Annotated in this window: 17 protein-coding genes and 1 pseudogene; 5 read left to right on the plus strand and 13 right to left on the minus strand. The window is 34.8% G+C overall.

The window, feature by feature from the left end:
• Window positions 1–56: 56 nt before the first annotated feature.
• Together CD138_RS06415 and CD138_RS06420 are read right to left on the minus strand one after the other, a co-directional pair.
• Window positions 57–833, minus strand: a complete 777-nt coding sequence (locus CD138_RS06415) for an ATP-binding protein (protein WP_103265970.1) — start codon at window positions 831–833, stop codon at window positions 57–59.
• A gap of 2 nt (window positions 834–835) precedes the next feature.
• Window positions 836–1,576: a conserved phage C-terminal domain-containing protein gene (locus CD138_RS06420; RefSeq protein WP_026066813.1), complete on the minus strand. Its 741-nt coding sequence runs from the start codon at window positions 1,574–1,576 to the stop codon at window positions 836–838.
• A 63-nt stretch (window positions 1,577–1,639) separates the two neighbouring features.
• Here CD138_RS06420 and CD138_RS06425 point away from each other — a divergent pair, with 63 nt between their 5' ends.
• Window positions 1,640–1,861, plus strand: a complete 222-nt coding sequence (locus tag CD138_RS06425; protein WP_019167929.1) for a hypothetical protein — start codon at window positions 1,640–1,642, stop codon at window positions 1,859–1,861.
• 150 nt (window positions 1,862–2,011) lie between these two features.
• Here the strand turns inward: CD138_RS06425 and CD138_RS06435 are convergent, their stop codons facing one another.
• The 10 genes from CD138_RS06435 to CD138_RS06480 all read right to left on the minus strand — a co-directional run bounded on the left by CD138_RS06435 (window position 2,012) and on the right by CD138_RS06480 (window position 6,659).
• Window positions 2,012–2,683 carry a putative HNHc nuclease gene (locus tag CD138_RS06435; protein WP_019167931.1) on the minus strand — a complete coding sequence of 224 codons (672 nt, stop codon included), beginning with the start codon at window positions 2,681–2,683 and terminating at the stop codon, window positions 2,012–2,014.
• Window positions 2,684–2,695: 12 nt separating this feature from the next.
• Entirely contained in the window at window positions 2,696–3,256 is a 561-nt protein-coding gene (locus CD138_RS06440; protein ID WP_019167932.1) for a hypothetical protein, read from the minus strand.
• 26 nt (window positions 3,257–3,282) lie between these two features.
• Window positions 3,283–4,059: an ATP-binding protein gene (locus tag CD138_RS06445; RefSeq protein ID WP_019167933.1), complete on the minus strand. Its 777-nt coding sequence runs from the start codon at window positions 4,057–4,059 to the stop codon at window positions 3,283–3,285.
• Complete coding sequence (locus tag CD138_RS06450; RefSeq protein ID WP_019167934.1) at window positions 4,060–4,545, minus strand: siphovirus Gp157 family protein; 486 nt, start codon at window positions 4,543–4,545, stop codon at window positions 4,060–4,062.
• Window positions 4,529–4,753 (minus strand): hypothetical protein, encoded by a 225-nt coding sequence (locus tag CD138_RS06455; protein ID WP_019167935.1) that lies wholly within the window; start codon window positions 4,751–4,753, stop codon window positions 4,529–4,531. The genes CD138_RS06450 and CD138_RS06455 overlap by 17 nt, the downstream gene beginning before the upstream one ends.
• 11 nt (window positions 4,754–4,764) lie before the next feature.
• Window positions 4,765–5,025, minus strand: coding sequence for a DUF1108 family protein (locus CD138_RS06460; protein ID WP_019167936.1), 261 nt, complete (start codon window positions 5,023–5,025; stop codon window positions 4,765–4,767).
• A gap of 79 nt (window positions 5,026–5,104) precedes the next feature.
• Window positions 5,105–5,257: a hypothetical protein gene (locus tag CD138_RS06465; RefSeq protein WP_019167937.1), complete on the minus strand. Its 153-nt coding sequence runs from the start codon at window positions 5,255–5,257 to the stop codon at window positions 5,105–5,107.
• A 139-nt stretch (window positions 5,258–5,396) separates the two neighbouring features.
• Complete coding sequence (locus CD138_RS06470) at window positions 5,397–5,618, minus strand: hypothetical protein (protein ID WP_019167939.1); 222 nt, start codon at window positions 5,616–5,618, stop codon at window positions 5,397–5,399.
• Window positions 5,619–5,629: 11 nt separating this feature from the next.
• The gene (locus tag CD138_RS06475; protein ID WP_019167940.1) at window positions 5,630–6,406 is read right to left on the minus strand and encodes a Rha family transcriptional regulator; all 777 of its coding nucleotides are present in this window, start codon (window positions 6,404–6,406) and stop codon (window positions 5,630–5,632) included.
• A gap of 13 nt (window positions 6,407–6,419) precedes the next feature.
• Window positions 6,420–6,659: a helix-turn-helix transcriptional regulator gene (locus CD138_RS06480; protein WP_019167941.1), complete on the minus strand. Its 240-nt coding sequence runs from the start codon at window positions 6,657–6,659 to the stop codon at window positions 6,420–6,422.
• A 169-nt stretch (window positions 6,660–6,828) separates the two neighbouring features.
• On the opposite strand from CD138_RS06480, the gene CD138_RS06485 reads away from it, so the two are divergent.
• The 4 genes from CD138_RS06485 to CD138_RS06495 are packed head-to-tail and all read left to right on the plus strand — an operon-like array spanning window position 6,829 to window position 9,980.
• Window positions 6,829–7,527, plus strand: a complete 699-nt coding sequence (locus CD138_RS06485; protein WP_019167942.1) for a helix-turn-helix domain-containing protein — start codon at window positions 6,829–6,831, stop codon at window positions 7,525–7,527.
• A gap of 11 nt (window positions 7,528–7,538) precedes the next feature.
• The gene (locus CD138_RS14160; protein ID WP_019165842.1) at window positions 7,539–7,706 is read left to right on the plus strand and encodes a hypothetical protein; all 168 of its coding nucleotides are present in this window, start codon (window positions 7,539–7,541) and stop codon (window positions 7,704–7,706) included.
• 12 nt (window positions 7,707–7,718) lie between these two features.
• A complete protein-coding gene (locus tag CD138_RS06490; RefSeq protein ID WP_019167943.1) occupies window positions 7,719–8,537 on the plus strand; it encodes a DUF5067 domain-containing protein in 819 nt (272 codons plus the stop codon).
• A 57-nt stretch (window positions 8,538–8,594) separates the two neighbouring features.
• Window positions 8,595–9,980 carry a recombinase family protein gene (locus CD138_RS06495; protein ID WP_019167944.1) on the plus strand — a complete coding sequence of 462 codons (1,386 nt, stop codon included), beginning with the start codon at window positions 8,595–8,597 and terminating at the stop codon, window positions 9,978–9,980.
• On the opposite strand, the pseudogene CD138_RS06500 reads toward CD138_RS06495, so the two are convergent.
• Window positions 9,975–10,640 (minus strand): annotated as a pseudogene (locus tag CD138_RS06500) (SLC13 family permease); the annotation flags it as partial. The gene CD138_RS06495 and the pseudogene CD138_RS06500 sit on opposite strands and share 6 nt — an antisense overlap.
• Window positions 10,641–10,853 lie beyond the last annotated feature (213 nt).

The following is a 10,853-nucleotide window of genomic DNA, read 5'->3' on the forward strand; positions in this document are numbered from 1 at the left end:
ATATACATCTGAACACTCAAGATTTTCTTTCAAAAACTCTTTTGTAATTGTCGTAATTACCATGCGTCACGCTCCCTGTAATCATCGCCAATGACATTAACTTTTCGACTACCTTTTTTCATTCTGGAATTGATTCTGTGCCAATGCATATCTTGGTTTAACTCTGAATCCTTAAAGTTAGTTGTAAAGATGTTGTTTTTATCTTGCCGATTATTGATAATGTCATACAACATAGATAAATCGTGGTCGCTATTGCTAACTCCTATATCATCTAAAACCAGTAAATCTAATTTAACGAGCTGCTTTTTTAAATCTTCGAATGTTTCAGATGATGTTTTGTTATATGTTGCTTTGATTCTAACCATCAAGTCAGGTATCTGCATAAAAGCGACTGTATATCCTTTATTTTTAATCGCTTTAGCTATTGCGTAAGCTAAGTGCGATTTACCAGTACCATAACTACCTCTAAAAAGTATTGATTTCATTTCACCTTTTTTATTCGAAAAGTTAGTAACGTAATCAATAGCTGTTTGCTTAGCGTATTTTTGTGAATCGTTGTTAACTTCATAATTATTAACAGTTGCTTTTTTAATAGATGGATTAACAGTCGATTGATTAAATATATCGTCTATTCTTTGTTGCTTACGTTTAAAAGTTGCTTCTTTCCCCATTTCTATTAGTTCACAGTCACAACCATCTTTATACTCATAACCGTTATCAAATTTATACCAGTCATAATCCCTACCGCATTTATCACAATGTAATCCTGTTTTCTTCTCTACGATTTCGTTTTTAAATTGTATTCTCTCAGCTATTTTTTCAAAAGGATTCATTTTTACTCCTCCCAATAGCTCATGTCATACTTCATGCGTTCTAATTGATCCACACCACTTAATTTAGGCGTCTGATTAAGGTAACCCTCAAATTTTGTACCGAATAGCGTTTCAGGGCGCAGGTACTTTTCCATTTCTGTGCCTTTCCATTCCGATGCTTTGTTATCAATTACCTGCTTAAAGTCATCTAGTGTAAATCCTTCATCTGTTCTAGCTCGTATGACTGTTTGATTCTTTTTAGTAGTTGGTTTGTATTGCTTATCTGTCTGTTTGTTAAGGTAGTCAATTACGTCACGGTAAGGATATGAGGTCGGGTCTCCCGACAATATATCTATTCTATTTATATTATTAATACTTGTATTATTATTACTTGTATTATTCTCTTTAACATTTGTGATAATAGGGGTATTAACAGAATTGTTAATAGGGGTATTATCATTTGTGTTAATAGGTCTTATCATTTCTGTTAAGGGGTACATCTTTCTTTGTTTGATTTCATTTCCTTCTCTAATGATTTCAACTTGTAAATATCCACATTCTTTTAAATTAGCTATACGGCGTGACACTGTAACTTTCGTAACTTCATACAGTTTGGCAAAGTAGCCATTACTCGCTGTGCAGTATCCATATTTGTTACTTAATGATGTGATTTCTGCAAACAATAACTTTTCACTGTCCGTAAGACGGTTGTCATATCTTACGTTTGCTGTAATTATCGAATAGTAACTTGGTTGATCAGTCATTTGTATTCTCCTTTCTGGTATAATTTTTTCTGAATGCTTTTGCATCAGATTGGAGGTGATGTTATGAACAAAGAAGAATTCTATAAATACTTCGATGAACGTTACACTGAAATATCTAGAGAAACTTTAGATAAGTACGCTTCAGATATTTCCAACTCAATTGAAGAGAATCATGAAAATTACACTGAGAATGAAAAACAGATTTTATTTTCATTACTCCATCATGAAGTGACAAACCGAGAAGTCCTTAAAGAGTTTTTAGGAAGTCAATTTGATTTTTCCTAATCTCGCGAAGGGTATTGATTTTTTGTGGAGTATCAATACCTTTTTTTATTTCCGAGAGTTTTACTATAACTTTTTTATAATTTCTAGCATTCCTAATCTCCTCCGCCAAGATGACGATTAGGAGTGCTATTTTGATTAAATGAAATCTGCTCATTTCATTTTCTCTCCTTTCAGCATTTTGTTTAGTCGATCATCGACATCTACCCAGCTGTCGTGCAAATGATATTTATCGTTGAAACTGTTAATGCCGATGTTGTGCTGTTCTGTATGATGTCTATGGCATAACGCAAGTACCTTATTATCTGTATGGTCTATTTTGCGTCTGTTGCGGCCTCTACCGACCGCATGATAATGTGCTAAATCACTGTGAGGCTTACCACATATTGCGCAGTTTCTGTTAACAGTAGCCCAATACAACAACGCTTTATCTTCTTTCAATAACATACTCGTTTCAACTTGCATCGGTATTTGGTGGCGAAATATAAACGCTACAATCAACTCTATCAATTCACTTGCCACTTTCATGCTGCAATTACTTAGACTTATTGGTTTGTAACCATTCATTATTTCTAGCTCGGCTTGAAATATACGTCTCGTTGACTCTACTGGTTCGCCCCAATGTAGTTCTATATCTCTACATAATGCGAATATCTTTTTACGTTGATCATTCGAAATTCTTTTGTTGTCGTGTACCTCTACATCTGCGTTTATCGAATAACCATTTTCTAAAAGTTCAATATGACTTTGCTCAAGTTTTACACCAGTAGCAACGACGGAGTATGTACCGTCGTTGTCCGCCTGGTATCTTGTAATCTGTTGCATTCAAATCACACCTTAAAATGCTAAATCTTGGTCGTCATATCCTAATGGGTCACTGCCTGCAAACGGATTACTTTGTTGAGACATTGGTGTTTGTTGCTGATTGTTGGAATTATTTTGTGTTTCTTCCGCTCTTTGTTCGTCTGTTTTAGGTGTTGGTTTATTAACTACTTCATCACCTTTATTCCAAACTTTGATATATGAAAGTTGCGCCATATAACGTCCTAGATTCTCTCTAAACTTCCATTTCACGACGATATTACAAAACTTATTAATAAGTTGATCAGTATCAAATGTTAAATCCGGTAAGTTTAGTTTGATTCCTAATCTACTCAATAATTCAATATATTGTTTTTCTTGGAAATCCTCTTGGAATGGTGGCACAAACTGATTATGGTTGAATTGTTTGCCCTCATTATTTTCGAATACAATTGTAAAATATCGATTTTCTTTATCGTTAAATTGAATCTCTTTTACTTTTACTGTAAATTCTCCAGCGCCTAAGAATTCGCCGCCTTTCATAAATGCTTCTTGATTTGTTTCTGTAATGTGTTGTGCTCTACCTGTGATTTTCATAATTAGTTACCGTCCTTTTAGCCTTTTTAGTTTCCGTTTCGAATTGCTTGTACTACTTGGCTTATGCATGGATTAACAAATTTTTTGTTTGTGATCGTTATTGATGGGGAATGTCTTATTTTCGTTTCAAATCTATCTGATGGCTCTGCATTTAAAACGTATCTAGCCTCACGCACACCATTTTCTTCGAATTCCTCTATCATCGCTCTAGCTAATACATCACTTTGAGAGGTAATAGCTTTTTTTATTTGTTCTTGAGCTTCGATAGTGATTGTGGGGTTGATTGTGCTGCCTTCATCATCTTTGTCTTTGTTTATGCCTTCGTGACCTGTAATGACAAAATGAAATTTATATTCTTCTTGCATCTTCGCAATTAATCGATACATACTTACAATACGTTCTGCAACTTCTCCCCAATCGTTAAACGTAGGCTTTTTAACCTTGTTTTTCATTACGTCATTAAGCGTCATATCCCTTAATTTTTGGATTGTTTCTATGACAACAACGTCGATTTGTTGTCCGTTAGATCTCATCTGTTCTAAAATTTTGGGCAAATAATTAATTACGTATACAAAGTGTTGGTAGTTTTCAATCGCTACATCTGAACCTTCATCAACAACGGTTGTCCCGTCCTCATTAATGTCAATAACAAATGCATTGTTATCTCTAGTCGCAAATGTTGTTTTACCAGTCCCGATTTTTCCATAGATAGCAAATTTGTAATATTTCTTTCTATTTTTTTGAGCTATATTGTTAATCTTTAATTTTTTCAGAATATCGATTTCACTTTTTTCTTCTGTCATCTATCTCACCCTCAAACTTCTAGTTTGCTTCACTTCTACACCTTTAATGTCTGCACCGTTTTTGATGTCATTGAGCAAGTCTTTTTTGTTTAACTTCGGCGCTTGTGACACCCAATATTCTTTAGGTATCAGCGATTCTTCGGTAACGTCTAAGCTCGGCGGATTGTTTGCGATACTGTAACTGTTCAGCGCCGTTTTGAACTTCTCTTTGCCTGTTGATTCCATTGCGAACTGCAATGATTCTTTAAGCCTGCTGATTCCGTTTTGGTTTGATGTCTTACGTTGACGTAGGCGTTTGATTTCTTCATCAATAGCGACGTTGTCAGCTTCCAGTGTTTTGATTACAGCTACATATCCGTCCGCTTTGTCCTCTAAAGCGTCATTGATGCTTTGTAGTGTCTCGATTAGCACAGTCTCATCACCTTGTTCAGCTATGAGGTCATAAACTTGTTGATACGCGTCTGTCAAATTAAATAGTGTCGTCAACGATTAACACCTCCTCTTCATCAGTAGTTTTTGGTGTGTTGAAATGAATCGATGGAATTTTATTATTCTCTTCTTCCAAATCCTTAATTTGAGCTTTAAGCTCGATATTTTCATCTTCTAAACGTTGAGCTTCATTTTTGTAAACCGCTCTTTCTGCGATGAGTTGGTCGTATCTTTCTAATGTGATTAACATTTTTTCGTTTTCCATGTTGATTCCTCCTAATTTTTAATTAAATGAGCCATAATTTTGTCTAAGTCGTCTGTTTCGTTTTCGATGTAGTCATACAACGCTGCACTAATAACCTCTTGCGCAATGTCTACATCTGAAATATCGGACACTTTCGTTTCTGCGATGACTCTGTATGTCATGTCAGTTACTTCAATCAAGATATAATCCTCTTCTCTTGTGACATGTTTACGGAATTTGAAGCCTTCAATTTCGATGATTCCTGAAAATTCTTCGCCATTCGGAAAATACATTGCTACTTCCTCCTAATCTGTTATAATTAGGTTGAAATTTATTCCAAATTTTTCAACCTCGACTGTTTGCTAACTGCCATTAGCATTCAGTCTTTTTTAATGCTTCGTACACATACTTAGTTAAGTTATACGTCACAGCTTCTGCTAGGATTACTATGAATAGCATTGTCGTGAAGTATACTTCTGCAAAAGCGAGTATTGTCGTTAGTACGATTGCGACTGATACGGTCATGAATATTGCTAGTATATGTTTGATGTTAATCACCTCCTTTGATTAAACCTTTTTCTTTCCAAATCGCCTCTGCAATTCCTGCATGCAACTGCAAATCAAATAGGATTTGCTGAATATGTTTTGGCATTTTGTTCCCCTCCTAAATGTGACCAAAGTTTATATTTTCAAGACGTTCGCTAATACTTATCAAGGTATCCTCTAAAAAAGATTCTCTAGTTTGTTCTATGGTGTAAATTTTTCCGTTATGTTCGATTTTTCTTTCAAACTTAGAGGATTCATCTGTTGTTAATGCCGTGCTTATCTCATATGAGACCTCACCTAAAATTTGTTGAATGATTGCTAATTTATCGTTCGCGTTCAATTTTATTCCTCCTAGATTTCAAATTGACTTACATCAACGCCGTACTTGATTGCTAAATTTTTGATAACTGCGATGTAAATTTCAATTAATCTCGGTTCGTCGTTAATGACATCTAGCTTCGTCAGTTTATTGATTTGTGATTTTGTTGCACCATTCGCTAACATTTTGCCCTTTCGATTTTGCATGCGTATTTTTAAATTGCAACGACCTTTTTCCTCTAACGCTTTATATGCTTCGCTCTTAACTTTCTTGTGCATATCTCCGCCGCCAAGATGTTGAGCGATAGCAGCTAAAATTTTGTTAGTATCGTTACGCCAGTTTTTCGTTTCAATCCCTACAATATGACGAATGCCAGTAACTTCACTTTCAATGCGCTTGTTAAATGCTTGTTGTTCCTCTTGAATTTGAACAAACATTTTAATCGCTTCTAATTGAGTAGTAGGTGCGTTGATTTGAGATTGTTTCTTTATGTGCTCTTGCATTTCATGAAACGCATCTACATAAGTTGCTGTGAATAAAATTCCTTTAGATCCTGTCATCTTATTTGCTACAATGTCACAACCTTTTCTAGTGAGTAAGTAACGTTTATATGACTGACTATTTCCGCCGGTATAAGTTGATTCTTCGAAATAATTAGCAGGGTCCAAGTTTGGACTTTGCAAAATTACACTTTTATAATTTTCTATATCTCTTATTAAGTGTTTATGTTCCTTGCCTAACATTTCCGCAACTTCGCGACTGTCTACATAAAATTCATTGTTTTGTTCTATCACTTGTAATTCTTGCATTGTTATTCCTCCTTTAAGTTGGATTTGGTTCTTTGTGCATTTTTGGAACTTGTTTAATAAAAAAATATTCTGGAAACAATTCTTGAATAGGAATCTGAAGTGCTTTAGAAAAAATCATAGCTTCATCTAAACTAATCGGGATTTCTCCGCGTTCTCTTTTTCCGTATTGTTGACCGGAAACACCTATTAGATTTCCCATATAGTCTTGATTTTTTTTAGCTGCTTTGCGAAAGCTATATAAATCTTTGTGCATTTTTGGAACACCTCCTAAAAACAATACTAAACCTATTGTTCCAAAATTGCAAGTGTTTTTAACATATTTTTTTTACTCTACACATCAAATTATGTTTATGTTGCATTTTTGGAACTTTAGGCATATAATGAAGTTACAAATTTCAAAATACGTTTAAAGGAGATAAAAAATGACTTCATTTTCTTCGAATTTAGAACGACTTATGAACAAAAGAGATATGAGTGATAGTGATTTGGCTGCCTTAGTAGATGTGAATCGCACAACTGTTACAAGGTGGAGGAAAGGTATTAGAAGTCCTAAGTTAGACAAGTTACCTGAAATTGCTAATGTTTTTGGAGTCGAACCACTAGATTTAATTAGTGAATCAAACAATCAAGAGGTCATAGCTAAAATCAATGATGTTTCTTCTCAACTCACACCTCCACGCCAAAAACGTGTACTAGATTTCGCTACTGAACAACTAGACGAACAAAACAGCAAAGTCTTACATATAAATTCGAATAACATAGTTTCAGAAGAGGTCGCTGTTTATGGCTATGCTTCAGCAGGCACTGGAGAAACGTTGATTGATGGTGTCGAGTTCACAACACAATACAATGGACATATACCTAACCACGACTTTGCATTGCAAGTAAATGGTGACTCTATGGAACCTATGTTTGAGGATAAAGAGATTATCTTTATCGACAAAACTAAGCAAATCAACAGTGGCCAAATTGGTATCTTTGTTATTGATGGTGAAGCTTATTTGAAAAAGGTATTTATCAGTGATAAAGGTATACGTTTGGTTTCGTTGAACTCAAAATATCCTGATTTACATTTTGATAGTAGCCACGACATTAAAGTGGCAGGAAAAGTTATATTGTAGGAGGAAGACACATGACTGAAGTGCAACGTTTAGAAGATGATGGGACTGAAATGGTTCCTATCTACACATTAGAACAATTAGTATATAGAGTTAAAAACAATCTACCTATTACTAAAAAAGAAATAGATGAATACAATATCGAGCGTCCTTGTGACGCTTTATATAAAAACAATTTTTAAGGAGTGTAAAATATGAAGCGATTAATATTTTTATTGTTTGCTAGTATTTTAGTTTTAAGTGCATGTGGAAACGACAAAAAAGGAAGTGAAACAAAACAAGAAACTAAGGTGAATGAGAATAAACCACAATTCACAAATGATACTTTAGTTATAGATGACGCGGTATTGAAAATCAAGGATACTTTTATCGTCAATGATAAAGATAGTGGTAAAAAGTCCGTTGTTTTTAAATACGAAGTTAAAAGCAAATCAGGTAGAGAAAACGTAGCGCCAAACACTATATTTATGGCTGGATTTACAGTTCTTCAAGATACAGAAAACTCAATAGCGGAACTAGACGCTGGCACAACGCCTAATACAGGCGATTACGAAGAATGGTCAAAACACGCCTATGACACTATTAAAAGAGGAAAAACAGCTAAAGGTATTATGGGGTACGAGCTTCAAAACGACAATAAAGTAACATTGAAAGCAACTAAGGGTGTTGGTGGTAAAAAACTAGGAGAAAAAGTAATCGACCTATCCAAGTTAAAAACGGTTGACTACTCAGCTGTAAACGATATTACTGATGAATTGAACGGCTCGAATGACCAAAACATAACATCGTCAAACGATAGCGAAAGTCAAGTAAATACTCAGGATCAAGTCGTTTATAAAAACAACGACGTTGCAACTAGAGTTGATGATAACCAACCGAAAGGTGAAAAAATACCACAAAATGGCGTGGGTGGTCATCCGTCCCTTTATGACAACAGTGTGCCAAAACCATCAGAAAACAATGTGAAAACTGATGAGAATGGCGACGAATACTACGACGCGACAAATGAATAATTTTTGGGTAGCAAGTCTACCCTTATTATTTTTTGCAAATTTTTAGGAGTGATAGTGATGAAAGTAGCGATTTACACAAGAGTAAGCACACACGAACAAAGTTTACACGGCTTTTCGATTGAAGAACAAGAGCGCAAACTTAAACAATTTTGTGATATAAATGATTGGAATGTTTATAAAATATATACAGATGCAGGATATTCGGGTGCAAAAAGAGAAAGACCAGCTTTAAACAAACTCATCGAAGAAATTAATGAATTTGATTTAGTATTAGTATACAAATTGGATAGATTAACTAGATCTGTCCGTGATTTATTGGATATATTAGAAATTTTAGAAAAGAATGATGTGTCGTTCAGAAGTGCGACGGAGGTTTACGATACATCTACGGCTATGGGGAGGTTATTTGTGACTCTTGTCGGTGCTATGGCCGAATGGGAACGAACAACAATTCAAGAGCGGACCTTTATGGGTAGACGTGCAGCTGCTCAAAAAGGATTAATCAAAACAACTCCTCCTTTCTTTTATGACCGCGTAGACAACAAGCTTATACCTAATGAATATAGCAAAGTTTTACGCTTTGCGGTTGATGAAATTAAGAAAGGTACAAGTTTAAGGGAAATCACAATCAAGTTAAATAACTCTAACTATAAAGCTCCTATCGGCAATCGGTGGCACAGAAGTGTGTTAAGAAACGCTTTAAAAAGTCCTGTAGCACGCGGGCATTATTGTTTTAGTGATGTATTTATTGAAAATACACACGAACCCATTATCACTGATGCAGAATATGAAGAAATAAAAGAACGCATCAGTGAAAGAACTAACAGTGTAGTAGTAAAGCATATTTCAGCGTTTAGAGGAAAATTGGTTTGTCCGACATGTGGAAATCGATGTACTTTAAATACTAATAAGCATGTAACGCAAAAAAATGGGACGTGGTATTCTAAACATTATTATTGCGACAGATGTAAATATGATAAAAGTGTTGAAAATTTCAGTTTCAGCGAAGAAGAAGCGTTAAAACAATTTTATACTTATATAAGCAATTTCGATTTAACTAATTACGAGGTAGAAACGAATGAAGAGAAAGAACAAGAAATTGAAATTGATATAGATAAAATTAACGAAGAGCGCAAAAGATATCATATATTATTTGCGAAAGGTTTAATGCGAGAAGATGAACTCACACCTCTTATTAAAGAATTAGACGATATGGTAGCAGTTTATAATAAGCAAAAGAAGGAGAACGATAGGAAAGTATATGATTATGAGCAAATCAAAGACTTTAAATACTCATTACTTGAGGGTTGGGAAAGAATGGATCTAGAATTGAAAGCTGAGTTCATCAAAAGAGCAATTAAATCTATTAAAATTGAGTATATTAAAGGGGTTAGAGGCAAAAAACCCAATTCAATAAACATTCTAGATGTTGATTTCTATTAATTGGGGGTATGTCTTACTTATTAGCGTACCTAATCCACCAATCGTGCCGGCATAACCGATACCTAACACAAGTGAACGTTCAAACTTTTGAATACTTTCTTCACTGTCCGCTTCGGTTTTCAGTGCATTGGCCTCTTTAATAATCGCTAAACCAATCGGAATCATAATCATTACCGCAGCTGTGTTCGACACAAACATCGATAAGCCACCTGTTGCGACCATAAAGCCAAGTAAAATGCGCCCTGTACTCGTACCAATACTGCTAATAATCGTGAGCGCAATTCGTGTATGTAAATCCCAACGTTCCATCGCAATGGCCAAAATGAAGCCACCTAAGAATAAATAAATAATGTCATTCCCATATTGCGCGGATACGGTCGCACTGTTCATGACGTGTCCTAACGGTAACAGGACAAGTGGTAATAAACTTGTCGCTGGAATTGGGATGGCTTCTGTAATCCACCAAACCGCAATCCATGCTGTTATCGCTAAGACGTAAACCCCTTTAAAAGATAAATCATCTGGTCGGACAAAAAGTAAAATCAATGCAAAAAGAAGTGGTCCGAGGACGAGTCCAATTGCTTGAGCTAATGTGTATGACGGATCTTTCTTTTTGTCAGTAAAAAAAGTTAACAATCTTGATTCGTTTGGACTGTTCATGATGTGCCCCCCCTTTGTTTACAATAGAACATCCCAAATTGTATTAATTTTTTAAATAGTATAGCATATTTAGCAATTAAGTATCTAGAGCAAGTTAAGCGCTTTCTTTTTTAAGACTTATGAAAAATTTTAAAAACTATCCACATTGTCTATAATTAAAATATAACTCAATCATCATTTTAATCTTTTGTTGTGATATATGATAAATGGGGT

Source organism: Staphylococcus intermedius NCTC 11048 (assembly GCF_002902385.1).
GTDB classification, from domain to species: domain Bacteria; phylum Bacillota; class Bacilli; order Staphylococcales; family Staphylococcaceae; genus Staphylococcus; species Staphylococcus intermedius.

Bases quoted from the DNA above. Each gene is read 5' to 3' on its own strand.
- CD138_RS06415 (WP_103265970.1), bottom strand. From the start codon at position 833: ATGAATCCTTTTGAAAAAATAGCTGAGAGAATACAATTTAAAAACGAA.
- CD138_RS06485 (WP_019167942.1), top strand. From the start codon at position 6,829: ATGACTTCATTTTCTTCGAATTTAGAACGACTTATGAACAAAAGAGAT.
- CD138_RS06425 (WP_019167929.1), top strand. From the start codon at position 1,640: ATGAACAAAGAAGAATTCTATAAATACTTCGATGAACGTTACACTGAA.
- CD138_RS06440 (WP_019167932.1), bottom strand. From the start codon at position 3,256: ATGAAAATCACAGGTAGAGCACAACACATTACAGAAACAAATCAAGAA.
- CD138_RS06480 (WP_019167941.1), bottom strand. From the start codon at position 6,659: ATGCACAAAGATTTATATAGCTTTCGCAAAGCAGCTAAAAAAAATCAA.
- CD138_RS06445 (WP_019167933.1), bottom strand. From the start codon at position 4,059: ATGACAGAAGAAAAAAGTGAAATCGATATTCTGAAAAAATTAAAGATT.
- CD138_RS06435 (WP_019167931.1), bottom strand. From the start codon at position 2,683: ATGCAACAGATTACAAGATACCAGGCGGACAACGACGGTACATACTCC.
- CD138_RS06465 (WP_019167937.1), bottom strand. From the start codon at position 5,257: ATGACCGTATCAGTCGCAATCGTACTAACGACAATACTCGCTTTTGCA.
- CD138_RS06455 (WP_019167935.1), bottom strand. From the start codon at position 4,753: ATGGAAAACGAAAAAATGTTAATCACATTAGAAAGATACGACCAACTC.
- CD138_RS06420 (WP_026066813.1), bottom strand. From the start codon at position 1,576: ATGACTGATCAACCAAGTTACTATTCGATAATTACAGCAAACGTAAGA.
- CD138_RS14160 (WP_019165842.1), top strand. From the start codon at position 7,539: ATGACTGAAGTGCAACGTTTAGAAGATGATGGGACTGAAATGGTTCCT.
- CD138_RS06460 (WP_019167936.1), bottom strand. From the start codon at position 5,025: ATGTATTTTCCGAATGGCGAAGAATTTTCAGGAATCATCGAAATTGAA.
- CD138_RS06490 (WP_019167943.1), top strand. From the start codon at position 7,719: ATGAAGCGATTAATATTTTTATTGTTTGCTAGTATTTTAGTTTTAAGT.
- CD138_RS06475 (WP_019167940.1), bottom strand. From the start codon at position 6,406: ATGCAAGAATTACAAGTGATAGAACAAAACAATGAATTTTATGTAGAC.
- CD138_RS06495 (WP_019167944.1), top strand. From the start codon at position 8,595: ATGAAAGTAGCGATTTACACAAGAGTAAGCACACACGAACAAAGTTTA.